Source organism: Microcoleus sp. AS-A8 (genome assembly GCA_039962225.1).
Classification (GTDB): domain Bacteria; phylum Cyanobacteriota; class Cyanobacteriia; order Cyanobacteriales; family Coleofasciculaceae; genus Allocoleopsis.
The window spans coordinates 554404-579219 of record JAMPKV010000001.1 but is presented as its reverse complement, the minus strand read 5'-3'; the positions used below and the strand labels follow the sequence as shown (position 1 = coordinate 579219).

Annotated in this window: 15 protein-coding genes; all 15 read right to left on the bottom strand. The window is 47.1% G+C overall.

The window, feature by feature from the left end; all coding sequences use genetic code 11:
• Positions 1-48 precede the first annotated feature (48 nt).
• Complete coding sequence (gene hpsB / locus NDI48_02195) at positions 49-861, bottom strand: hormogonium polysaccharide secretion pseudopilin HpsB (protein ID MEP0830012.1); 813 nt, start codon at positions 859-861, stop codon at positions 49-51.
• Positions 862-886: 25 nt separating this feature from the next.
• Positions 887-6724 (bottom strand): hormogonium polysaccharide biosynthesis protein HpsA, encoded by a 5838-nt coding sequence (hpsA, locus tag NDI48_02190; GenBank protein MEP0830011.1) that lies wholly within the window; start codon positions 6722-6724, stop codon positions 887-889.
• 535 nt (positions 6725-7259) lie between these two features.
• Positions 7260-7496 carry a 50S ribosomal protein L28 gene (gene rpmB / locus NDI48_02185; GenBank protein MEP0830010.1) on the bottom strand — a complete coding sequence of 79 codons (237 nt, stop codon included), beginning with the start codon at positions 7494-7496 and terminating at the stop codon, positions 7260-7262.
• A gap of 341 nt (positions 7497-7837) precedes the next feature.
• The gene (htpG, locus tag NDI48_02180; protein ID MEP0830009.1) at positions 7838-9853 is read right to left on the bottom strand and encodes a molecular chaperone HtpG; all 2016 of its coding nucleotides are present in this window, start codon (positions 9851-9853) and stop codon (positions 7838-7840) included.
• A gap of 285 nt (positions 9854-10138) precedes the next feature.
• Positions 10139-10894: a cupin domain-containing protein gene (locus NDI48_02175; GenBank protein MEP0830008.1), complete on the bottom strand. Its 756-nt coding sequence runs from the start codon at positions 10892-10894 to the stop codon at positions 10139-10141.
• A 298-nt stretch (positions 10895-11192) separates the two neighbouring features.
• The gene (locus tag NDI48_02170; GenBank protein MEP0830007.1) at positions 11193-12392 is read right to left on the bottom strand and encodes a hypothetical protein; all 1200 of its coding nucleotides are present in this window, start codon (positions 12390-12392) and stop codon (positions 11193-11195) included.
• On the bottom strand, positions 12392-14230 hold the full coding sequence (locus NDI48_02165; protein MEP0830006.1) for an asparagine synthase-related protein: 1839 nt from the start codon (positions 14228-14230) through the stop codon (positions 12392-12394). The genes NDI48_02170 and NDI48_02165 overlap by 1 nt, the downstream gene beginning before the upstream one ends.
• 141 nt (positions 14231-14371) lie before the next feature.
• Positions 14372-15337, bottom strand: a complete 966-nt coding sequence (locus NDI48_02160) for a glycosyltransferase (GenBank protein ID MEP0830005.1) — start codon at positions 15335-15337, stop codon at positions 14372-14374.
• Positions 15338-15361: 24 nt separating this feature from the next.
• Positions 15362-16348 carry a glycosyltransferase gene (locus tag NDI48_02155; protein ID MEP0830004.1) on the bottom strand — a complete coding sequence of 329 codons (987 nt, stop codon included), beginning with the start codon at positions 16346-16348 and terminating at the stop codon, positions 15362-15364.
• 2 nt (positions 16349-16350) lie between these two features.
• Positions 16351-17337 (bottom strand): glycosyltransferase, encoded by a 987-nt coding sequence (locus NDI48_02150; protein MEP0830003.1) that lies wholly within the window; start codon positions 17335-17337, stop codon positions 16351-16353.
• A 30-nt stretch (positions 17338-17367) separates the two neighbouring features.
• Positions 17368-18357 carry a glycosyltransferase gene (locus NDI48_02145; protein MEP0830002.1) on the bottom strand — a complete coding sequence of 330 codons (990 nt, stop codon included), beginning with the start codon at positions 18355-18357 and terminating at the stop codon, positions 17368-17370.
• 20 nt (positions 18358-18377) lie between these two features.
• Positions 18378-19508: a polysaccharide pyruvyl transferase family protein gene (locus NDI48_02140; GenBank protein ID MEP0830001.1), complete on the bottom strand. Its 1131-nt coding sequence runs from the start codon at positions 19506-19508 to the stop codon at positions 18378-18380.
• 139 nt (positions 19509-19647) lie between these two features.
• Positions 19648-22308: an ATP-dependent chaperone ClpB gene (clpB, locus tag NDI48_02135; protein MEP0830000.1), complete on the bottom strand. Its 2661-nt coding sequence runs from the start codon at positions 22306-22308 to the stop codon at positions 19648-19650.
• A gap of 223 nt (positions 22309-22531) precedes the next feature.
• Positions 22532-23737: a 4-hydroxy-3-methylbut-2-enyl diphosphate reductase gene (locus NDI48_02130; GenBank protein ID MEP0829999.1), complete on the bottom strand. Its 1206-nt coding sequence runs from the start codon at positions 23735-23737 to the stop codon at positions 22532-22534.
• A gap of 93 nt (positions 23738-23830) precedes the next feature.
• Positions 23831-24673 carry an SGNH/GDSL hydrolase family protein gene (locus NDI48_02125; GenBank protein MEP0829998.1) on the bottom strand — a complete coding sequence of 281 codons (843 nt, stop codon included), beginning with the start codon at positions 24671-24673 and terminating at the stop codon, positions 23831-23833.
• Positions 24674-24816 lie beyond the last annotated feature (143 nt).

The following is a 24816-nucleotide window of genomic DNA, read 5'->3' as shown; positions in this document are numbered from 1 at the left end:
GGCTAACCAATACTTGCGTAAGCAAAATTTAATGAACAATTTTATTGATTAGGGAGGACAACCCGCACCTCCAAGTCGCTTACAAAGCTCCTTCCATCTCCCACTTGGGTCATTTTGAGCCGCAGGTCCAATCTCTGTAGTCAATTCCACTAGGGGAGATTTGCTATCACCAACCCCAGCGGTATGAGTCAATTGCCTTCTGCTTGTACCCTGTGCATCAACCGAAGTCTTCCTCAAGGCTCCACTGTCTTTTAACCCATCAGCCCTGTAAACTCGAATACCTAAAAAATAGCCCTTGTTCGCCTCTGCTGGATCTACGGGAAGTTGGGTGTAATTGGGAGTGGCAGGGGGAGGGGGAACAGTGATGCTACGGAATGACTGAATGACCAAGTCTTTAGGAGAGGTACTACTACAGCCACCACCATCGAGATCGACACAATATAGCTGCCAGGTGCTATTCCCATCTGGGCAATAATACTGGGCAGCATTCGCCAGCGTTGGTGCGACGGGTTGAGTGACATAACCGGGCGTACAACTCCAGCCTGCTGCACCCGTGGGAACTCCAGCGCTAGTGAACAGGCTTGCACCTGACAAATCATCCTTACTCTGGTTTTTGAAGTAGATCACATTTGGCGGTGGTGGAATACTCCCGGAACGAACGCCATCTACATAGGCTCTAGCGGATTGGGTTGCCAGTTCCACCCGACGCGCTTGGAGTCGGGTGGCAGTAGAAATGACAACCGCCGGTGCGATCGCGACCATTAACACGCTGACAATAATGATCGCGAGTAAGCACTCAATGAGTGTGAACCCTGACTGGGTGGATGGGGTTGGGGGTTGCGGTTGCTTGAGCGTGTTCATTGGTTACTTCCAGTTACCGATGGATTTAGTTGTTGGTGTAGTCACCTATAGGTGGACAGTTGCTTGGACGTTGCTTAGAATCGGCGATCGCCCAGTTATATCCCGTTCCCCCTGTTTGTGGCTGAGCGGCACACAATAAGGTTTCAATCCAGGGATCATTGCGATTTACTTGCCTGAAGTACTGGTTAGGAGTACCAACTGTTGGGTTGGCGAACCGTCTGGAGAACAAGTCGGGTGTCTGTGTCAAAAGTCCGACATCATAACCCCATTGCCGCTGAGGGGGTCGATAGTAGGGTGCTAAACGACCCGCTGCACCACCTTTGTATATATAAGATCTTCCGCCGCCCGCCTCTGTGAACCCTGTCATGTAAACAGGACTTGCACCGTCGAAGAACAGGGAATTATCCTGTGTCGGGTCGTCTACCGCCTCAAACGGAGCTGTGGCAAAAGCACTCTTTTTGAACTGGATGAAACTACCCTTGATATCATTAACCGCCTCATCACTGCTAGCGTCAGGCCCAGCATCTTCCCAAGCTTCCAGAAAACGAGGGAAGTTAGGGAGTCCACCACCACTCTCACCTGGGGGTCTAGAGGGTGAGTCACCCATAATGAGGACAGCGTTATACATCCTGTCCTGTTTGGGCGTATTTTTCGGTACCCGCTGTACCCAATACTCCTGGTTGATGGTTGCCGTACCAAATCCATCCTTAGGATTTCCCTGAGCGGAGTGTAACTGCAAGATAGGGAGGAGCGCCGGTTGATCCACCACGGTCATCGCTGTCATCGCATTTGGGGGAAGTGGGAAGTTAGGATAAGTCCCGTTAAATCCTAGAATGCGCCCTCCCTTGATGACTGGTGCAGTCAACGCAGGAGATATTGCCACGGGTCCGGCTACTCGTGGAAGGGTAGGATCTTCGGGTGGCACAGCTTGGTCAAATAAGAAAATCCCTTTGAATCCGCCCCCAATGAAGTTACCTGTAAGTTCATGGAGTATCTGTTCGGTGCCGTCTTTGACATGGATTCGTACCATGCGGTCGTCCTGTGCAGCCCAGAAAACATTATTGGGATCGACCCCCTTGAGCCTCATTTTGACAGCGTATTGAATTTCGATATTACATTTACTGAAGTCTGTCGGAGTCGCGCAGCTCTCACCGGGAACGCGGAAAACAAAGATGGGTGCATCTGGCTGGTAATTCCGATCTAACGTAATTTCTACATTAGATAATTCGTAATTGCCAGTAGTTGGATTGATCGGTAAGTCGTAAACATTAACTTTTGCCTGTGCCTTGAGAGTTAGCTTGAGCTGAGCGGCTGGTGCTTTTGATGAGGCTCTTACATCCGAGAGTGCAAGCGCGGGACTGTTGACGGACACTCCTAGGGCACTCGCCTTTGGAGCACGCAATCCTGTCCATAATTGACCAATCGCTGTCGATGTTGTGGTGGTGCAGGGAGCGCCTGCAACCGTATTTAGTGCACCATAGGCTTGTGACAATTTACAAGCGCTTCCATTAGGATCGGTTTGGAGGTCGAGGGTATATACCGCATAATCTGAGACCTCGGTTGTCGAGGTACCATTTAAGCCGATTGGAATTGGGATGCCTGTCACCAGTGCTTGATCCATTCCTGGTAATAGGATCTGCTTTTCGGATACTGTTTCTGCTTCGTAAGGATTGCGGTAGAACAGTTGATTGGTGTTGTTATAACTGAGACCGTTTGAGGGATCAGCATTGCTATTCGTAATGACATTAGTTGCTGTTGTCGCGAACCAAAGTGCATTGTTTTGAGCGGCAGGCGGAATGCCGCCATAAGGATATGGCTGAATTTTTGTTTTTGTATTATCAGCAGGGTCTACGATAACTCCCAAAGGAATGGGTTGACCGTTTGCGTCTGGTTGCAGCAACCCACCCTGCCGTTGAAAAGCAACGCGACGGGGAAACAGGCGATCACCAAGAGCCACAAAGCGAGCTTGGTCTAATGGAGTTACTGGGGGATCTGCCGTTGGTGGCGCTGTTGTTCCAGCACCCTCTAGTACCCAATCAGTCGGTGTACAGTCCGATACAGGAAATTTCCGACAAATTTCCATCTTGTATTCTGGGAAACCTCCCTTCGTTGTCAGTACCCGGCGTTGGATGGGCGTTACACCATTGGTTAGATAAGAGCTTCGGTCTTGAATTCCTGTTGCTGGGTCTAAATCTGTAGGATATCCATCTGTGCCATACCAGGGATTAGTAGTCACAAAATTGTTCCACCAGAAGCCACTCTTCAGGCGATCTTCTACGGCTAAGTTGCCGATATTGTTGTTGAGGTCAAAGTCTCCGTCATTGCGGTAGCCATCTCTGAAAGTACCGGACAACAGAGTGACCGCATCCGCAAGAATTCTGGCCGGTCGCCACTGATCTCCATCACCGACACAACCCGAAGCATTTTTGCGACAAGCAAAGCTCTTGTCTAGACCGGTACGGTTATAAAACTGGGGCTTGGTAAATCCATCAGGCAAGGGAGTGGTGAACTCTTCCTTAAAGGTCGGGCTTCCCGATGGGTTTGGAGCAGCATGGAGATTGAAAGACCCTTTGATATAAACTGGCAAATCTGAAGCCAGAATCAATCCCTTTTCTGCCAATCGGTTTTCATTCAAATCAGAAGCGTTAATATCCGCCTTCCGCGCTAGAGTTTGACCATTGATCAGTCGGATACCATTGGGGCGACGAGTCGGGTCTAGCTTAAAGTCTGTGGCTGAACCTCTCTCAGGGTCGTCACTGACATCCGCTAATGCATCATCCCTCGTCGCGTAGATAATCCCCGTGTTGGGCAACATATATTCTGTGTTGTCAGCAATCCCCGCCCCCCCTGTGTTAGCTTTCACTACGGTGCTTCTGAGTTGAGCCAAATCGATTTGCGTTACGCGAATTTCTAAAGGCTGACGCTGCTCAATCGGGAGAGAATATTCCGGTGGTAATGATGATTCTTTCTTGGTTGCCGGATCGATTGGTGCCAATGAGCCAAGTTCCGCAATCTTCAGTTTGGCTGGATCGGTAATGTCTTGTAGTAAGGTTTGACGGTCTATCGGAACCGCCGCACCACCCACAGTGCGTGTGAGGGGTTGTCCTGCTGTATCAGTATTCCGTTTGTGGATTGCTTTAATTTGTCTGGCATCCAAGAACGTGCGTTCTTGAATCGCACCAAGGGGTACCAAGGAGTTAGCGACTGGCGTCGGCTTGTACAAAATGAGGAGAGCACAATTGGCTGCATCAATCGATGCGATTTCGTTGAGGGTCAGACTGCTCTCTCCACCAGTTCTTAAGTGCTCCAAAGCATCTTTGAGCGGTTTGTTCACCCACCGGCCGTTGGGGAAGATCATATTCGCCTGTCTTTGGAGGACGGCATTATTCGAGCCGGCTCTTAAGTTCTTTAGAGCGGATTCGTCAAAGGTTATTCCATTGACAGATGTCCCAAAGTTTGTAGGCTTTAGGCCATCTAATTGCTTGTCGGCACCGAATATAATCGCGTTCTGGGCTGTGTCAGCGTTAGTAGGGTCGTAATAAGTGGCAACACAAGCAATTGGTTTTTGAGCAGTTCCTTTGTCGATGGCATGGTGGTAAACCACTGAGGCTCTCATTTGCAGATCGCCTCGTTTAACTTCTCCAGCGCCCCAGGTATATTGACCGTCTCCATTGGTGTCGTCCCACCGGAACATGGGCATCGTGTCTGGCCATACCACTACATTAGTTGGATCAGTTGCGCTCTGAATTTCCTGTGGGAGCTTGACACCGTTTGCATCGCTTGCTGCTATCTGTTTGAGTTGAGCCACTGTGGGTGGTGCTGGCAAGAAGGAATTAACCCCACGCTTTCCAGTCCCTACCCCATTGCTCATAGCCTCGCCATCAATGTAAATCCCAGCTCCTGTGACTATCCGTAAACCACCAGCCAGTTCTTTATAGTTTCTCGCGGCGTTCCCACTGTAGGCTGCCGCTTCTTCCCAGAAGCCTCCGCGAGAGGTGTCGCCTAAGTCATCGAGTTGTTGAGCTTGGCTCTTGCGTTTTGTCGGTCCCTGTCCAGTAGCGCCCGTAATGTCCTGTTCGTCTCCTTTCTTGGCATAAGTGGCGGTGGGAGGAGCTGACTTCAACCACGCAGTAGGTAATGCATTACCCACTGAGATGCGATCGCCTATACGATTCTCTGTCCCTGTAGGAGAAATGGGGGGAGTGGTTGTCGGTAACTTAGAAAGAACTGGAGGCACGTTCTGGTCAGGTGGAAGTGTGGTAGGGAGCTGAGACATCCATGCCACTGGAGGGTTGATTGGAGAACCCATGGCGGCACAGGCTGCCGTTAAATCTGCATAAGGAACGTATGGATTAGTTCCAAAAGGCACTTCCTTATAGGAGACTCGACGAATACGCTTCGCAAAGTAGGTGGTTAAAACCTGAGTTAAGATGCTGCTCCCGGATGTCGGATTGGTGCTGTCATATCTACTCTTGAAATCGCTTTTAACCTCTGGAGGGAAGCCAGCGAAATTGCTTACATTGCTGTCAGTTGCAGCCTGGGTACCATACGAAGACAACGTACATTGGACTAATCCATTTAATCGCTTATCATAAGCTCCACTATTAGAAGCCGCTTCTCTCGGAACGGTCGTAGTCGTTGCGTTTGATCCGCCTGAGGCATCAATGTATTCGTTAGCTGTAGAGGGATACCGATGAACCTCAACTTTATCGGTAACAGTAGGAGTATTTGTAGTGCTGGCGATATTACCAATCAGGACATTACCTCCTACAGTAATTAAACTGTTTTCTCGCGTGTAGTAGCATGATTCGGTAGCACTGACTTGATAGAAGATAATAGGCTCGCCTCCGGTACCCACCATCAAGTTGCTGTTGGTATGTATCCGACCATTCACCCTGAAGGTCGGAACGTTGAATATTACCAAGTCATCGTCATACCAAACAGCATTGTTATCCAGCGAAATTCTGGCTTGGTCTTCCTGCATTTCTAGGGCAGAGAAGCCTTTATTCCCTTTATAGGGTTCATACTTGCTGCTTTGTGCCGTCGTCGGAAGTTGAGTGATGTCGGCTTGAGAAATGGGAACGTTGGCAACATAGACAAAGAACGCTTTTTTCAACTGACCATCAGTGTTATACCAACCCTCTGTGCCACTCGCCGAACCCCCACTACTGGCGGCGCAAGTACCACCCGTTCCCGTTGCCTGTGGTAGTGCTCTCGCTTCTACCGGGGTTCTCTTTCTTTTGGGATTACCATTAGTCTCGACAGGGGGATTGCGGAAATAAATCCCGTACAGGGTAAATGTGTCGTACTTCCCGTTATTATCCGTATCGACCGGAAACTTCCAAACCGTTTCTAGGGTTTGTTTGGCTGGATCATCTGGAGGAGCCACATTTGGATTGTTATAGACCAGCTTGAGCTGCGTCTCATCCCCGAATGTATATGGAGGTTGACTCAGGACATAAGAGATTGTCCCCTCATTAGCGATTGATTTTCCTTCACCGGGAGGGCTTCCGGTCAGTCGGTTTTCGTCCGGTGATAACAAGCGCTCTATCTTGGCCTTAGCCCGGTCAATGGCGGGTGTTGCCGCATTCAGAACCGCTTGATCCACGCGGAAGTTACTGGCGTTTTTGGAGCGATCAAACGACCGAATCACGATCGCCGTCGTCAGCAGCGCTACCACCAGCAGCACCATCACCACCGTAGGCAGCACAAAACCCGCTTGAGTTTGGCGTGAGCGGCGTTTGTTTACCCTTAAACCCCGCAAAACCCCATTGAGCAGTGCCTTGAAGAGAACATTAAAGGATCGCCAAACCCTTTTCAGGAGACGCTGGACAAAATTTGTTGGCTTTTTGCGAGTTGACATGGTGACTTTCCTGTCAAGCGTTGAATAGTTCTGAAGTTTAATAGCAGCACCTTGGCGTTAAGCTGATTGGCGCTGAGTTGGCAAATGGCTCACACCCCTAGTTCCTACAGTAATCGCTAAACGATATACTGTGGTGATCGCCATCCTCAGCTATGTTATTAAGCAGAAATCAAAAACTCAGCAGACAAGCCTGATTTCCTTTTGTGATTAATCCTTCTCCAGATAATCTGGAGCCAGGAAGACTCTATCGGTCTATGTCTCCAAAAGCGGATATTTTTAAACCCGCTTAGGGTTGACAAATGATTTTAAAAGTAGTAATAGAATCGAACACAGCTTAACGACCAGTTTGCGATAGGCTAACTGGACTTATCCTACCCACTTGTTTGGGAAAACTTATCACCCCAAAGAAAAATATCAAACCCATTCAAAATAAGAGGAAATTCTGTAGGGGCACGGGATGCCGTGCCCTGACACATTGCTCAGAAGAGCGATCGCACTCTCGCGAAGACCGCCGAGGCTTGCCGATCACAACATCTTACAAGCGATTCAGGTCAATCCCTGCTTGCTTCGCCATGGCTTGCAAACCCAACTTATCTAAGGTTTTGATCGCCTTAGTCGAAAGCCGGAGTCTAACCCAACGGTTGCCTTGAGGCCACCAAATGCGCTTCCACTGTAAGTTAACTTCCTGTACTTTCTTGGTACGACGGTGAGAGTGAGAAACAGCAAAAGCATTGTTTGCCTTTCTCCCAGTTAGCTGACATTTACGTGCCATAATCAATCTCCAGATAGTAGTCCGTTATCCATCATATCTTTGAGGAAGTGAGGACAGAGGACAATACTGCTCCCAAGGGTGAAATTCAACGATAGAAAGGACGGGCGAGACGCCCATCCCACAATCATTAGACCTATGACAAAATTCAAAAATTCACCTCCTCACTAAAGCTCCGGCTTAATCCCTCCTCACTAAAGCTCCGGTTATAAAGGGGGAAACTGGAAATCTTGCTCCCTCCCCTTAATAACCGGAGCGACCGGAGCGGAAGGTGAGGATGAGCAGAGGGCTGGGGAGGGGTCTTTCCAGGATTTTTGCAAGAGGTCTATTCGTTCTCTCTCTACCTAACGTTGCGTCAAGCGGGTGAGTACCTGGTTAGAACGCTCAACAAACGCCTTCATGCCTTCAGCATCGAAGCCTTTCTGAGCCATCAAGGCTAAATCGTAAACATGCTGACAAATCAGATTAGCTAACTCCCCGGAAGGCGACTGACCGCTACTTTGAACGATACTTCCCTGACTCAGATCATAGAGATTCTCAATCAGCGGGTGAGCGGTATTCACAATCAAGACATGCTCTTCAGGGAACTCGGCATTCTGCTGCTGAAGCAGCGCTGTCATCTCCCGCAGACGCCGCATCGCTTCCGGTAATAACACCATCGCCGGTGGTGTGCCTTGGGCGTCATCCGACTTCAGCGCTTGAGTTTTGATGTTGACTTTGGGCTTATTGAGTGATTTCTCAAATAGCTCTTTAATCACTTCGCTGCGAGTTTTGTTGGTTTTAGGGTCAACAATCTCTTTCTCTTTATCCTGATCAATCAGGGTTTGATCTAAGTCGGAGTCTACCCGCGAGAACTTGACCTCCGAATACTCGCGCTCTAAAAAGCTGATGAAGTGAGGGTCGATGAAGGAGTCCATAAACAGGACTTCCAAACCTTGATTTTTGTGCAATTCTACATAGGTCGCCTGAGACGCTTCATCATTACAGTAGAAAACACGGTTTTCGTTGTGTTCCTTGTTGCGATCTAGATACTCCTTGAGGGTGGTGTAGTTCGATGTTGATTTTTGGGTGTTGGATTTGGGATTGTCTTCTGTATTGCTTGGAGTGACCTCTTGCCAAGCATCGCCTTCTTGGGATTGCACCTCAACAGTTGGGGTTTCAGCTACCACAGGCGTCTCGCCTGAGTTCGGTTCCGGCTGATAGGTGGTGCGATAAATAATGATGTCTTCGACTTGCTTCTTAAACTTGTCGTCGTTGAGGGAGCCAAATTTGACGAAGGTGCCGACATCTTGCCAGCAGCGAATGTATTCGTCGCGTCCTTCATTGTAGAGAGACTTTAAGCGATCGCCGACTTTTTTCGCAATGAAGTCCGCAATGCGCCGCACGGTGCGATCGTTAGTTAGGGCGCTACGGGAAACGTTTAAGGGGATATCCGGGCTATCAATCACCCCCCGCAGTGGCATCAAAAATTTGGGAATGACTTCTTCACAGTGGTCGCTAACAAACACCTGATTGCAGAATAGCTTGATGTTACCCTTTGTCACATCCACATCCGGCTTGAGTTTGGGGAAGTAAAGAATGCCGTTGAGCAGGAAAGGATAGTCAGTGTTCAGATGCACCCACAGTAGCGGGTCTTCTTGGAAAGGGTAAAGGTAACGATAGAACTCTAAATAATCTTCTGTGGTCAGGTTTTGCGGCGATTCCTTCCAGAGTGCCCGCTGCTTGTTAATTTGTTCGCCATCCAGCTTAATCGACACGGGCATAAAATCACAGTAGGCTTTCACCAACTGCTTAATCCGCATCGCTTCAATGTATTCCTGTTCCTCGTCTTGGAGGGTCAGAGTTACAGTCGTCCCGCGCTGGGTACGGGTGGAATCGGTTAGCTCAAAAGCTGGGGAACCGTCACAAGACCAGTGAACGGCTTGTGATCCTGCTCTATAGGAGAGGGTATCAATTTCAACCTTCTTCGCCACCATAAAGGAGGAGTAGAAGCCTAAACCGAAGTGACCGATAATCTGTTGGTCAGCGTCTTTTTGATATTTCTGGATAAATTCCTCGGCGCTGGAAAAGGCGACTTGGTTAATGTATTTTTTCACCTCATCGGCGGTCATGCCGATTCCGTTATCACAGATGGATAGGGTCTTGTTGTCTTTATCAATGGTGATGACAATTTCTGGTTCTTCCAACTCACCGTCAACTTCCCCGGCGTAGGAGACCATTTTCAATTTTTGGATGGCATCGACGGAATTAGAGATCAGTTCCCGCAAGAAGATTTCGTGATCGGTGTAGAGAGACTTCTTGATAATGGGAAAGATATTTTCAGTATGAATAGTGATATTGCCCTGTTCTAGGATCGTCATAGGTGTAGTTTAGTGATTTAAAAGGTCTTCAAGTGTGATTTTGTGCGATCTCAGGGGGTTTTGTTCCTCGGATTACCCCCTAAGGGTGATTCGGATTTCCCTACCCTCCCACCTTTTTGAGCTGAGATAGCCCAGTAGATCTCTGGCAAGCCAATAGCTAGGACGGGCATCTTGCCCATCCCACTCTTAGTCATTTTTGCTTGTGGGGTAGGCGTCCCGCCTGCCCCAGAATTGGATGAAAAGGAATGCGATCAACAGGTCTAGTGGGGAAGCAAGTGAGCAATCCTATCTTAGACCTAGGGCTGAAAAATTCAGTTTAGCCAATTTATTTTTAATTTTTGGGCGGATTGTGGAAAGAATGGATGGTTCAAGGGGGCCATCATTGAAATTCTTAAAGGAAATGCCCAATGTTAAGTGTAAGGACTGTTCTTGTGACGCCACGGCAAAATGCCAATGTCCTCTGGGTATATATAATAAATCCCCTGGGCTTAACATGCATTCTAAATAAGGTTTATTAGTCTGAGTTAATTGGACTTGCCACTTTTTATGACCTTGCAGTTGTAACACGACAACATCAAAGCGATCGTAGTGTAAATGAGCGCCCGGATGATTGGGATGCGAACAGAATGCATACATCTTCGTAGAGGCTTTTAGTTCTCCGGCAATTTGCCTGCAAACCTGTTCTAACGCTGGCACTAATTTTTCAATTCTTTCAATATGAAGGGTTTGGCCTTGATGCCATTGCTCTAATAGTTCTGCCTTTTGCCCTACAATAGGGGCGCTGTTATCAAAACACCTGATGTGATCGTCTGGGCATTCCAATAATAAATTTTGTAGCTGCTCCCAACTCAAGAGTTTCTCAAACTTTTTGGACGTAATACCAGGAATCTGAACGGCTTTTTTTTTCCAGTATTTTCCAAAAAATTCTTTTAAAGAAAGCGGGTATATTAGTGTTTCTAGATGTTCAAAGCGTTTGAACGCAAGATAAGAGGGTTGCTGCCAATCAAAGCTGAACCGTTTGTTTGAGGAAATGGTTGCCATAATTTTTAAGTAGATGCATGAAAATTACCCCTCCACCCCTGGAAGGGTTATGACCTAAGAGAAATGTTGTAAATGTCCTCCGACATGTACAACATTTCCCCAAATAAACTATCCCTCGAATGAGATGGTTTTATGCAATATTTTGTCTGACTAAAGGCGAAGATTCTTCACCTCGTTTGAGTCGCGTCAATTCTATCGCGAATTCTGACTTAAGGATGTTGAGTTGTAAAACTTCTTGATGAGCTATCCCATCTTCCCGCCCCTGCCCCTAGAGATTGTCATCTGCTGTAACGCACTGCTAGTGAGATATCCGCCTTTTGAGTTGGCGTACTAGCTGAATCAGGGGCTTGGGCAAGCGCTTCATTATTGCAAATTTTAACTCTTGGCGTCCATCTTTAGGCTGATTTTTTTGAATACACGTTTCTAAGGCTTGAACCCAAGAATCAGATATCTCAGCGGCTTTAGCGGCTGCCAACACTCGCTCCATTTCAGTCAGTGGCCCTGCGTTTACCTGGATATTTTGAATTTGCTCATCGGTGATATCTTCCTCAAAGCATTCGGGTAAGCCAACGCCCAAAATCCGGAAATTCAAAATAGTCCGAACACATTTCTCGCAGCGTCCACAGTTACGGTCCTTTTGGGAACCTTGCCAGCATACTCTCAGGCTTTGCAGGGCTTCAGGCCAATGGGCAATTTCCCCCATTTTTTCCAGGCGAGGGAAGGCGGCACCATCATGAACGATTTGAAATGCTTTGGTTGAGAGCATCCAATCGGTGATGGGATTGGAGCCATAGGGGAATGAGAGTGCTTGGTAGGGAAAAGAGCTGGCAATTAGCCCAGTTGTATAGCCACCTTGTAACAGCATTAAGCAAGAGGCAAGAGCAGTGCCAAAGGCGTTTTCCCAATCTAGGGGTAACTGACGAAAGTTAGTGGCGAGGGGGATTAATTCTACCCCAAGGCTGGCGAGGAGTACTTTTGACTTTTCTGCGGCTTTGGCAAAGGGCTGCTGCTCTTCGAGGGGAATATCTAGCCCGTGTATCATTAAACCCGCTTGGAGATTTCGCTGCCACCTGCCACAACGATCGCTGCGATGGCGAAAAACGGTGAAGCAACTATCAACGCCCCCCGAGAAAGCCACCAAGGCTTTATCGGATGAGTCAGCCAGGGGTTGTTCCTGCTCCACGTCGGCACTAATTTTAACAGGATGATAGCGCTGTGGTTCCCAAGCTGACCAAGCGGCTTGAAATTCCTCCAAATTTTGCAGGAGTGTGGGAGAAAGTTGTCCGTGTACGGCGACGGGCGCTGCCCATTGCATGGACAAGAGTATAGTCGCAACAACAAAAGGGTCACAACTGGGCGTTAACAGAGAATTGTATTGAGTCGGAAGCCGATACCACAACTGGCTGCGCTCTTGGTTGGGTGACTCAATTGTGACAGGGATGGTAGTTTCGCCATCAACTTCGACGGCAGCTTCTCTCCATAGATGAGTTTGGCGCATTAGAGGTGTTCCCTTGACCAGAGTAAAAATCCAAGTAAAACTTTCAGCTTAGAGGATTCAGTTATTGGGTCGATCGCAAATTGTACCGGCTGATCAGGAGGAGGTAGTAATTCATTCAATACCTCTTCATGGAAGAGATGCCCCACTTGCTCCCGATAAGGTTCTGCTTGCTGCCGTACCAATCGCCATCCTGGGTTATTCAGATCGAATGTTCGGTAGTAGTGGCGTCGTTCATATCCTAGTTTCTGCTGAAACTGTCGCCATTTTGCCTGCGTTTCATAGAAGCGGCGAATATATCGTTGACCTCTACCCGTAAGTTGAAGCGGTTCTGTGTTAAATTGGTTGCGATCCAAAGGTAGCTGGGCGAGTGGGCTAAATCGCGTGCGGACTAATTCATATTGGGCACGGCGCTGAGCCAGCGATTCTACGGGCAATGCTGCTGTTGTTTTCAACACTTCCCAATCCAGACAAGGCAGAACCGGCCAAGCACCAAAACTGAGTTGCCATCCCGCAATCGAGCCGATCAGCAGCCGTTGTCGATGGTAAAGCTCAAACCACCAGGTTCGCTTAAACTCTACATCCGAATAGCTTTCGTAAACCGAACGGATGCGATCGCATCGTTCTTGTACTAAGTCACCGAAAACCTCTCGTCTTAGCAGTCTCTCTAGTAATTGGGGGGTAAACCCACAACGATTAATGCCTTGGGGAAAGAAGCTTTCAAAGGATAGACCTTTTTCAGAGAGATAGTAGGTGGATTTGCCGCCAATCACGCGATCGAGTAAAAAGCCAGAAATCACCCTCGGTGCTAAATTGCTCAGCTGGGAACCAACCCCCCAACCCAAACCCATGATGCTATCGCAGCCGTTCGCGAGGTGCTCCCAATTAACCACTAAGTCGGCGTAGGCAGGGTATTGGTTATCAGGAAGCGCTGTGGTGTGATATTTAAAACCAAGAGTACGAGCAACAGGAATTGCACAGGCCATTTCTAAGTCGGTGCGCCTACCGACAGTTAAGGCAACAGTGTCAATTGCTTGCCGATGCAGGAACCCTGCCAGCATTCGGGAGTCAAGTCCGCCGGAGAGGAACAGGCTATAGCGGTTACCGGTGGGTGCATGACGAGCGATCGGCTTTGCCGGTGCGCTTCGCGCAATCGCGCGATCGAGGACTTGTTCTAAAATATCGAGCTGCTGGGCAAAAGAAGTATTGGTATATTCGCCACTATCATCGGGAATTTGATATTGTCTCGTCTCTTTAGGGGCATTTTTAGCTTGCCAAGTTAAGCAATGTCCTGCTTCTAAACGGCGGACATTTTGCCATAAGGTTTGCCCATCAAAGATACCATTCGTTAGTAAAATTCCGACTAATCCCGTGGGGTTAAAGACTGGCTGAAAAAGTGGATGGTGTCTGAATAGTTGGGGACTCGAACCCACTAAGGCAACATCATTATGAATATAGTAATAAATTGGGAAAAGACCGAGTAGATCGGCGGCAATGCTTAAACCCAAATGAGGGTGGTAAACGGCTACGGCATGAAAGCCATCAAAGGAAGGTAATACTTGATTCGGCGCAGTTTTCCAGATGTTTTTTAGCGTCGAAGCATCTATTCGTTCTGAGCTGGTTTGAGCAATGGCTTCTCCCCAAACCATAGCAGCTCCTCCTGCGTCCGCCAAGTAGCTAATCGGAGCGTGGGGGGATGCTGCCCAGATGGCGTCAAAGTCTCCACTAGAGCAGGAATTGGTGTTTAGTCCTTCTACGAGTGGCAGGTGAGGCTTTATGGTTTTTATATAGTGCGATCGCCGCTCTGGGTCGGGATCGATAATGAGAATAAAATTAGCCATTGATATAGTAATTTGATGGGATTCGCAGGTAGATTTTATTAACCACAGAGAACGCAGAGTTCACAGAGAGAAAAGAATGAGGGAGAGATTCATAAATTATTTAGGTTGAGAGAAGTTTTTTTAGCGTTTACTTAAAGTTGTCTAAGTTGGCGATCGAGAGCTAGATCGCTTTTTGCTGACTTCTAATAAGGCTTGAGCTTGTTGAGAAGGGAGTACAATAGCTGCTGCAATTTTAACGAGTACTATCAACATAATTTTTACTCGGCGCAGCATCGAAGAGTCATATCGAATTACCTGCAAAAGGAAGCGAACCGCAACTAAGCCTTTTTTCCGTTCTAAATTCCCTTCAATCGCCTTAAACATCAGGTACTTGTAGCGGCTACCCAGAGTTTGTCGCTTTAAATGCTGTAGAGATTCAGGAGCTTGGGCGAAATGACGTTCAATGACTTTTAAGCTTCCTGCCTCCATTTTCCATACATTAAATGAGGCTGATTCAGGAGAAATTCGGTATAAAATCTGCGGTGAAGGAACGGCTACATATTCATAACGAGCCGCTAATCGTAGCCATAAATCCCAATCCTCAGCGAATGCTAATGATTCATCGAATGTCCCGACTTCCTCTAAAGCTTGTCTGCGAATTAAGGGGTTAGAACCACTTTCTACAAAATCTCTCAATAATAGCTTTTCATAAGCATTGCCATTGACAGTAATATGACCTCCAGCGCGTAAAAATTGACCCGACTCGTCAATCCAATCGCTCCAACTATAAGCCACAGCTGCTTGAGGGTTTTCCTGCAAGGCTTTCAACTGTGATTCTAGTTTATCCGGCGTCCACAAATCATCAGCATCCAAAAATGAGATAAATTCTCCCTTGGCTTCAGCTAGTCCACGATTACGACTTACGGAAACCCCCGAATTAGGAAATGAAAATACCCTGATACGAGCATCTTTTATCTCGTTAATCGCTGCTAAAGTTGAATCTTCGGAACCATCGTTGACTACAAGCAGCTCAAAGTCAGTGAAGCTTTGGCTTAAAACAGAATCAATCGTATTTTTAATTGTTTTTTCTCCATTGTAAACGGGAACAATAACCGAGATTAATGGCATTTTTAATCTTGATAACAGGTATACTTAAACCGTATTTAATTTCATATATCCTAAGAGAGTTGTGGTATTGGATAGGACTTTAAATTTATTGATAACGGCCTGAGCTAATTTAGGGGTTAGGAGAGTGATTGCCGCAATTCTAAATAATACCTTCCAGATAACTTTTGCTTGAAGTAAAGAAGGGTCGTTTTTGATGGCATTCCAAAGAAACCGAATAGCCGCTATACCTTTGCTGCGTTCTGGGTAGCCCTCAATTGCCTTAAATGTCAGGTACTTGTAGCGATTACCAAGGCATTGCGGCTTCAGGTACTGTAAAGATTCAGGTGCAACAGCAAATGCTTTATCAATGACTTGTAAGCTGGATGCCTCCATCTTCCACACATTAAACGAGGCTGAATTAGGAGAAATCCGGTATAAAATTTGTGGCGATCGCACGGCAACAAACTCATAACGAGCAGCTAACCGCAGCCACAAATCCCAATCTTCGGCAGGTGTTACTGAGGGATCGAAACCGCCAACTTCAGTTAAGGCTTGCCGCCGAATTAAAACATTAGAACCATTGGCTACAAAATCATTCAATAAAAGTTTTGTAAAAACCGCTCCCTGTTCGGTATTGTAGCTACCTTTACCTAATAACTGGCTCGATTCATCAATCCAATCCGTCCAACTATAAGCTACACCTGCTTTAGGATTGGCTTGCAAAGCTTGCAACTGTGCTTCTAGCTTATCGGGTGTCCACAAGTCATCGGCATCGATAAAGGAGATATAGTCACCTTTGGCTATCTCTATTCCCCTGTTGCGACTCGTAGATTGACCGGCATTGGGGTAGGAAAATACCTGAATTCGGGAATCTGGGATGCGCTCAACAATGTCTAATGTACCATCCTGCGAACCGTCGTTAATAACCAGTAATTCAAAATCTGTGAGCGTTTGATTCAAAACAGATTCAATTGTTTCTCTAATGGTTTTTTCACCATTAAAAACAGGAATAACAACAGAAACTAAAGGCATATTTAAAAAGGCTCTAGTTGCATGAGAAATAGTATCGTATGGAAATTTTTGAGTTGCTTGGTTCTGTTGGCTACTCTATAGGCATATCGATGGGTTAGTAGCAAGACAAGCACGCTAGTCAACAACATTTTCCAAGTTACTCTCCTGCGTAGGAGCGAAGAGTCATTTATAACAGCACTCCAGAGAAACTTGATCGCGATTAAGGCACGCGAGCGCGTTGGGAAGCGTTCAAAACACCTGTAAGCGAGAAATCGGTATAAGTTCGCAAGGCTGTGGCGTTTCAGATGCTGTAACGAGTCAGGAGCACGCTCAAATGAAAGCTCAATCACTCGCTCACAAGCCTCGGCCATTCTTAGTAGATTGGCAGATGCAGAAGTAGGGGACTGTCGATACAAAATATGGGGGTAGGGTACAGCTACAAAATGATAGCGTGCTGCCAATCGTATCCATAGTTCCCAATCTTCGGCGGGGGGAAGCGACTCATCAAAAGTACCCACTTCTTCTAAAGCTTTCCGACGAACTAAAGGGTTAGATCCATTGTCTAAAAAATCGCATAATAAGAGCTTGGCATAAACATCGCCACTGGTAGTACTTTGGCTCGCTTCCCGTAAAAAATGTCCCTTCTCATCAATACATTGGCTCCAACTGTAAGCCACTGCTGCTTGAGGGTTGTCTTGGAGTGCTTTGAGTTGAGCCTCTAACTTTTCAGGCTTCCACAAATCGTCAGCATCTAAGAAAGCCAGAAATTCACCAGTGCTGTGAGAAATTCCTCGATTACGACTCGCGGCTTGCTTGGCATTGGGGTAGGAGAACACTTGCAAACGAGGGTCTTTGATACTATTGACAATCTCTAGTGTTGTATCTTGCGACCCATCATTAATCACAATAATTTCAAAATCTTGAAATGTTTGATTTAAGACTGAGTCTATCGTTTCTTGAATTGTCTTTTCAGCATTGTAAGCTGGAATAATAACTGAAATAAGTGGCATATTAGCTCCAGTTGGCAGATTACCTATCAATTAAGGAATATCAGTTTTGAAGTACCTCAGCAAATCCTTGTGGATATGGGGAAGAGGAGGAGATTGCCAAATAATTTCCTCAGCTTTTTTAGGGGGATATAAAATCCACAAAGCTACTCTATGCATCACTTTACGCATAGCAGGCAGCTTCAGAAAACCCTCATCATTCATGATTAATTTTCCGATAAATTTAGCCGCTAGCAAGCCTCGTTTTCGAGTAGTCGGTCCATCTAAGACTTTAAAGGTTAGATATCTGTAAAGGTTAGCCCAGGTATACTTTTTTAAGTACTGTAGGGATGGAGGAGCCTCCTTGTAAGCTCGCTTTAGGACTTTCACACAAGCGGCTTCCTGCCTAGCCACATCACCAGACATTGACTTGGCAGATAATCGATATAATATTTGAGCAGAAGGTACAGCAACAAATGGATAGCGAGCCGCCAGCCGCAAAAAGATATCCCAATCTTCAGCCGCAGGAAGTGATTCATCAAAACCACCTACTTCGATTAAAGCCTGCCGACGAATCAGCGCGTTAGAGCCATTTTCCAAAAAATCAATCACTAAAAGCTTCGGTAAAACATCGCCGCTAGCCGTTAAATAGCCGCCTCGGCGTAAAAAATTACTGGATTCATCAATATAATCAGTCCAGCTATAAGCAACAGCCGCTTTGGGATTTTCTTGAAGTGCCTTCAACTGCGCTTCTAGCTTATCAGGCGTCCACAGATCATCACCATCTATGAAAGAAATATATTCACCCGTAGCATGAGAAAGTCCCCGATTACGACTTGCCGCTAAACCAGCATTGGGATAGGAAAACACTTGCAATCTGTGGTCTTGGATGCTAGATACAACCTCTAACGTAGCATCTTTAGAACCATCATTAATAATGATTAACTCGAAATCTTGGAATGTTTGATTTAAGACAGATGTAATGGTTTCTTGAATCGTTTTTTCGCCATTATAAACGGGTATAACTACAGAGACAGTTACCATATTAGATATTCTCTCAGTTATTATTTGGATGACTCTGCGAATCGGGATAGCAGTTCTTCTACCGATTCTTTAACTTGTGAAGGTTGTTTGACAAATTTACAATAAGGGATTTGATACGTCCAAGTTTCATAGAATGCCTCATTTTTATAGTAAGAATTGGGCAGTAATATGTTAGGGATTCCGAGCAAGGTCGAGAGAATGTGACCGTGTAATCGATTTGTAATGACTAAACGACTCTGAAGCAATTGATAGACTCCAGCGTGCATCAAACTCCACGAGAAGCGAGGAATAAATGAGTCGGGAATTTCATCAAATTTCTGAGCATAGGGATGAAACCGTTCCCATTTTTGGCGAGGAAGCCACTGTTTAGGATGAGCTAGCCCTCGTTGCCAACCTTCCCGAACGAGTAAAACCATGCCGGGAAGACGCCAATACCATTCCTTCAGTTCTCCGAACCGTCCTCTTCCTCGGTAAATCCATTGTTTTGGCGACTCATCCCACTCTTGAACCACTAAATTAGGAATTCCCAAAGCACTCGGTGAGAAGGTTTTCTCTAACTCGGTATCATCTCTACATAGATAAAGAATCGGACGCTTAGAGTTAAATTTATAAGCAGGTATCGGCATATTAACCATGCCAAACACCATATCTGGTGCTTTGATCACCTGACAGTTATAAAAATGTTTCAAAGCTAGTTCATAACTATAATCATCCCGTGTAAACAGTGTTAAATTGGGATGTGCATTAAAGATAGCTGCTGCTCTATTTAAATTCTCCGCATTGGTAAAATAGATACACTGCGGCATGATAATAATCGGGCGATCGCGATATTGTGCAATGATGCGTTCGCGAAAGAGTTGATGGTGAGGCCACAGGTCGCCCAAGTTGCCGCCACCTTGTAAAATGATCGGCGCTTCTTGACTGAGGCGTTGTTCTAGCCGTTGCTCAGAGAAATCATCAATGCTGGCAATATAGTTAATTTTGGCTTTGATTACATCCGTGATGTAAAAAATTGTAGCCAGACCAATCAGGTGATCTCCAATATTGAAATAATCCGGATAGTCCAGTAACGCACACTGCTCGAATATCCCAATTTTTTCTAGAGAACTCTGGAGACTATCCCTGATTTTTTCTAGCTTTGAAAGATCCATAAGATCCTTTTGAATATAATGCTGTCCACAATAATATGCTGTGGATGCATCTATTACAGATACATCTCATGCTATCTGACTTGCTCAACAGATAACTTAATGAGTTCCCTCCTTTTTTGAGAATCCAGCTCAAACTCTATCAGCTAGGAGTTGGGAGTACTGATAAGCTTAGCCGTTGCTTTTTGTTAAAGGTGAGGGCGTTATCGGCACAATCAATGATAATAGTGTCCCCCTCAACAAAAGTATTCTCAAGGATTTTGGTAGCGATCGCGTTTTCCAGTTCTCGCTGAATCGCTCGTTTAAGTGGACGCGCCCCGTATACCGGATCGTAACCGACTTCGACGATGTAGTCTTGAGCTGTTGACGAAAGTTCAAGCTTAATTTTTTGGTCAGCTAATAGACGTTCGATCCGTTTGAGCTGAATCTTGACAATCTGGCTGAGTTCGCTGCGATTCAAGGTGTGGAAGATGATGATGTCATCAACACGGTTGACAAATTCGGGACGGAAGTGTTTGCGTAAGGCCGTCGTCACCCGTTTCCGCATCTCTTCGTACTGCGAATCATCCCCAGCCACATTCAAAATATGGTCGCTGCCAATATTGCTAGTCATCACGATGATCGTATTGGAAAAATCCACCGTTCTCCCTTGAGAGTCGGTGATGCGTCCGTCATCGAGGACTTGCAGCAAAATGTTGAACACATCCGGATGCGCCTTTTCCACCTCATCCAACAGCACGACCGAGTAAGGACGGCGGCGAATCGCTTCAGAGAGTTGCCCGCCTTCTTCATAGCCCACATATCCCGGAGGCGCACCCACTAGCCGCGAGACGGCGTGTTTTTCCATATACTCGGACATGTCAATTCTGACTAAGGCATCCTGGCTGTCAAACAGGAATTGCGCGATCGCTCTTGCTAGTTCCGTCTTACCCACGCCCGTTGGCCCCAGAAACAAGAAGGAACCGATGGGGCGTCCGGGGTCTTTCATTCCCGCCCTTGCGCGACGAATAGCCGCCGCCACGGAAGTAACCGCTTCAGTTTGTCCAATTACCCGTTGATGTAAATGCCCTTCTAGCTGCAATAGCTTCTGGCGTTCCGTCTCTAGCAAGCGGTTAACCGGAATCCCCGTCCAATTCGCCACAATTTCAGCAATATCCGCTTCGGTGACTTGTTCACGGGATAAGGCACGCCCTTCCGCTTGGAGTTCTAAGAGCATACCTTCTTTGCTATCGCGATCGCGCTGTAACGTCTCTAACTTCCCATATTTAAGTTGAGCTGCCTTATTCAGGTCATAAGCGCGTTCTGCCTGCTCAATCTGCACCCGAATTTGGTCTTCTTCTTTTTTCAGGTTGTTGATTTCTTCGCGAAGTTTCTTTTCCTCTTCCCACCGCCCTTCCAGCGTGGCGTGTTTTTCTTCCAGGGTCAGAATTTCTTGTTCAATGCGTTCGAGACGTTCTCGTGAAGCACGGTAGGCGTTGCTGGTGGTGGGCAGATTCTGTTGATTTTCTGTATCTAGAGACAGCTTTTCCATCTTGAGCTGCATCAGCCGTCGCTCAATCGTCTCTAATTCCACCGGCTTGGAGGTCATCTCCATTTTCAGCTTGGCTGCGGCTTCATCGACTAAGTCAATGGCTTTGTCCGGCAGGAAACGCTCGGTAATATAGCGGTCGGAAAGGGTAGCTGCTGCCACCAGCGCCGAATCCGTAATAATCACATTGTGGTGGACTTCGTAACGCTCCTTGAGTCCGCGCAAAATCGAAATCGTATTCTCTACGGTCGGTTGACTGACATAAACTTGTTGAAAGCGACGTTCCAGCGCTGCATCTTTTTCAATGTGCTTGCGGAACTCATCCAGGGTGGTGGCTCCAATACAGCGCAGTTCCCCCCGTGCCAGCATGGGTTTGAGCAAGTTCCCCGCATCCATTGCCCCTTGGGTTGCCCCTGCACCGACAACGGTGTGCAATTCATCGATAAATAGGACAATTTGACCATCGGAGTGGGTCACTTCTCGCAGGACGGCTTTAAGTCGGTCTTCAAATTCTCCTCGATATTTGGCCCCGGCAATCAGGCTACCCATATCTAAGGAAATGAGTTGGCGATTTTTCAACGATTCGGGAACATCGCCATTAACGATACGCTGGGCGAGGGCTTCTGCGATCGCGGTTTTCCCCACTCCCGGCTCTCCGATCAGGACTGGGTTATTCTTAGAGCGGCGAGAGAGGACCTGAATCACGCGACGGATTTCCTCGTCCCGCCCAATCACCGGGTCAAGTTTCCCCGCTTTAGCTTGCTCTGTTAAATCTCGCCCATACTTCTCTAGGGCGTTGTAACGATTTTCAGGATTTTGGTCGGTAACTTTTTGACTCCCCCGTGTGGCTTTAGCGGCGGCTTCCAGCTTTGGGGTGTCCACATTGTGGGTTTTGAGCAAGCGGCGTCCGACTCGGTCATCTTCGGCTAACGCTAAAAGCAAATGTTCTACAGCAATGTATTCATCCTGAAAAGAGGTGCGGAACGCCTCAGCCTTATCCAGCATGATATCCAAGCCGCGACCGAGGTAGAGCTGGTCAAGCGTACTCACTTTCGGTTGGCGGTTGGCGAAGGCTTCCAGTTGTTGCTTAAACCGAGCCACATCAACCGTCACCTTGGTAAGAATTTGATTCGCCAGCCCGTCTTGTTCCAGCAGGGCGACCGCCACATGCTCTACCTCTAGCGTTTGGTTCTTGAAGAGTTTGGCAACGTCTTGAGATTGTGCGATCGCTTTCCAGGCTGTCTCCGTGAACTTGTTCGGGTCTGTGGGCTGCATTTCCTATAATGAATTCCAATTAAAAAGTATCTCCCCAGTCGCAGTATAACAATCTCCTCTACTCAACTAGGTATCTGTTGAGCGGAAAAAATCAATGGGAAAGGATTGTTAAATGCACATCAGCTTAGAAATACTTTTACGCCAGTTTCGAGTGACGACATCGCCTGATAAAATCCTGGGGTCGGGTGAGCATCGCCCAACCCGACTAACCAGCGCGAAAAAGCTAAACCACCGCCACCACCTTAAGCGCAAAAATCTTCTCGATCGCATCCTCTACCACTTTATCCGGCGTGGATGCCCCAGAAGTAACCCCGACAACAATTTCTCCCGAAGGAAGCCAGTTGTGGGTGACTTCCAAATCACGTCCTAAGGGCTTATGCTCCACCTGATTTCCTGGCCCTATTCGTGCAGCACTATCGATGTGATAAGAAGGAATCCCCTGCTCAATCGCAATTTGTTGCAGTTGGGTGGTGTTGGACGAGTTGAAGCCGCCAATAACCACCATCAAGTCTAACTTTTCTTCGACTAGCCCCAACATGGCATCTTGCCGCTCTTGGGTGGCATCACAGATGGTGTTAAAGCTGTGGAAGTGATTGTTTAACTGGGTAGGGCCATATTTCTTCATCATCGTGTGCTCAAACAGCTTACCAATCTGCTCGGTTTCACTCTTGAGCATGGTGGTTTGGTTGGCAATGCCAATTTGCTCTAAATCCCGATCCGGGTCAAACCCTAAAGAGCAAGCGCGGCTAAACTTGGTCATAAACTCGTCACGATTTCCGCCGTGGAGAATGTAATCCGCGACGTACTCTGCCTCTTTGATATTGAGTACCACTAAGTATTTGCCTGCAAAGGAACTGGTAGCGACAGTTTCTTCGTGTTTGTACTTGCCGTGAATAATGGAGGTGTAGTCTTTTTTCTTGTGCTTCTCAACCGTATTCCAAACTTTGGACACCCAGGGACAGGTAGTATCGACAATTTTGCAGTTTTTGTCGTTTAACAACTGCATCTCCTGGACACTAGCACCAAAAGCTGGTAAAATAACCACGTCACCGCCATCGACAACCGAAAAGTCTTTCTTCCCGCTCTGAACTGGGATAAACCCTACTTCCATCTCCTGCAAGCGCTGATTGACGGAGGGATTATGAATGATTTCATTGGTCATCCAAATGCGATCAGAGGGGAAGTGTTGACGAGCTTCATAAGCCATCGCCACGGCTCGCTCTACACCCCAACAAAAGCCAAAGGCTTGCGCCAGCAGGATGGTAACCTCTCCCCGCTGAAGTCGATAGTTGTTATTGCGAATTTCTTGAATCAGGTTACTTTGATATTCTGACTGTAGCTGAGTGGCAACTTCGGCTTCGTGACCAAATCCCTTGCGATGGTAATTTTCTGAACTATGGAGCGATCGCTTGAAGGCTTTTGTATCCATGCAGCGTGTCCTACCCAATGAATGATTGTAAATAAGTCTTAATTCCCCTTGATCATAGAATGTCAGAGTCTTGTTACTGGGAGAGTTATCTTTTCACTTCACCGCGACGGGTTCGAGGACGAGTTGGTTGAGAACTAAGAGTGCATTGCGCCAGACTAAGTAGCCTTGAGGATTGAGGTGCAAGCCATCCGTACTCAGTTCAGTCTTCAGGTTACCATCGGCGTCGGCAAACAGGGGGTAAAGGTCAAGGAAAATCACATTTTCCTCTTTGGCGATCGCCCTCAGCCGTTCGTTCAGCTCTCGGATGCGACGATTGGGGATAGGAAGAAGGCGAGCGCGTCCTTCCCAGGTGATGCGTTCGGCACTGTGGGGCAAAATCGATTGTAGGACTATCTTGCTGCGAGGATGAATTCGCCGTAAGTAGCGAATAATCAGCTCTTGGTTAGCCAAAATGGTCTCGTCTGTGATCCCCCGAATCAGATCATTGATTCCGATCATCACAAAAATCACTTCTGGCTGAGTCTTGTCGAATAGAGCCAATCGATTCAACAAACCCTTTGAGGTTTCGCCGGAAATTCCCTGATTTAGCCAAGTGCATTCTGAGGGCAATATCTCGCTGGGAAACCACAGCGAGAGTGAATCTCCAGCGAGGATGGTCAAACGTTTGGGCTGCTGTCGTGCGATAACATCTGCTTCTCGCCCTAGCAATTCTACCCACTGTTGGTAATTGAGCAGGTGGCGTGGCCCTAATTCAGACGCTGAGTCAGACGCTTTCGAGTCAGATAAGCGTGTTGCTGCCGCTGAGTGAATCATGGGAGAGGCCATTGACCAATCGTACTTGCGTAGTAATACTAAGGCGATCGCTAACATGAGTAACCCATTAGCCGCGAGGGAAAAGAACGCCCAAGTCGGAAAAGTCTTCGAGTGAGTGGACACTTGATCAATCTAGCATCGGGTTTGAATCAGATTTTAGTGGCATTGTACTCATCCACTCAAACAAACTTTTCCAGGTCAATGTCCCAACCGTCTCGCAGTGCCCCATGATGGATCACAAAGTCTCTAAGTGCAAAGGTGTCTGC

What these genes read in the sequence shown, in the direction of transcription:
- hpsB (MEP0830012.1), bottom strand. Translation starts at nt 861, where the DNA reads ATGAACACGCTCAAGCAACCGCAACCCCCAACCCCATCCACCCAGTCA.
- hpsA (MEP0830011.1), bottom strand. Translation starts at nt 6,724, where the DNA reads ATGTCAACTCGCAAAAAGCCAACAAATTTTGTCCAGCGTCTCCTGAAA.
- rpmB (MEP0830010.1), bottom strand. Translation starts at nt 7,496, where the DNA reads ATGGCACGTAAATGTCAGCTAACTGGGAGAAAGGCAAACAATGCTTTT.
- htpG (MEP0830009.1), bottom strand. Translation starts at nt 9,853, where the DNA reads ATGACGATCCTAGAACAGGGCAATATCACTATTCATACTGAAAATATC.
- NDI48_02175 (MEP0830008.1), bottom strand. Translation starts at nt 10,894, where the DNA reads ATGGCAACCATTTCCTCAAACAAACGGTTCAGCTTTGATTGGCAGCAA.
- NDI48_02170 (MEP0830007.1), bottom strand. Translation starts at nt 12,392, where the DNA reads ATGCGCCAAACTCATCTATGGAGAGAAGCTGCCGTCGAAGTTGATGGC.
- NDI48_02165 (MEP0830006.1), bottom strand. Translation starts at nt 14,230, where the DNA reads ATGGCTAATTTTATTCTCATTATCGATCCCGACCCAGAGCGGCGATCG.
- NDI48_02160 (MEP0830005.1), bottom strand. Translation starts at nt 15,337, where the DNA reads ATGCCATTAATCTCGGTTATTGTTCCCGTTTACAATGGAGAAAAAACA.
- NDI48_02155 (MEP0830004.1), bottom strand. Translation starts at nt 16,348, where the DNA reads ATGCCTTTAGTTTCTGTTGTTATTCCTGTTTTTAATGGTGAAAAAACC.
- NDI48_02150 (MEP0830003.1), bottom strand. Translation starts at nt 17,337, where the DNA reads ATGCCACTTATTTCAGTTATTATTCCAGCTTACAATGCTGAAAAGACA.
- NDI48_02145 (MEP0830002.1), bottom strand. Translation starts at nt 18,357, where the DNA reads ATGGTAACTGTCTCTGTAGTTATACCCGTTTATAATGGCGAAAAAACG.
- NDI48_02140 (MEP0830001.1), bottom strand. Translation starts at nt 19,508, where the DNA reads ATGGATCTTTCAAAGCTAGAAAAAATCAGGGATAGTCTCCAGAGTTCT.
- clpB (MEP0830000.1), bottom strand. Translation starts at nt 22,308, where the DNA reads ATGCAGCCCACAGACCCGAACAAGTTCACGGAGACAGCCTGGAAAGCG.
- NDI48_02130 (MEP0829999.1), bottom strand. Translation starts at nt 23,737, where the DNA reads ATGGATACAAAAGCCTTCAAGCGATCGCTCCATAGTTCAGAAAATTAC.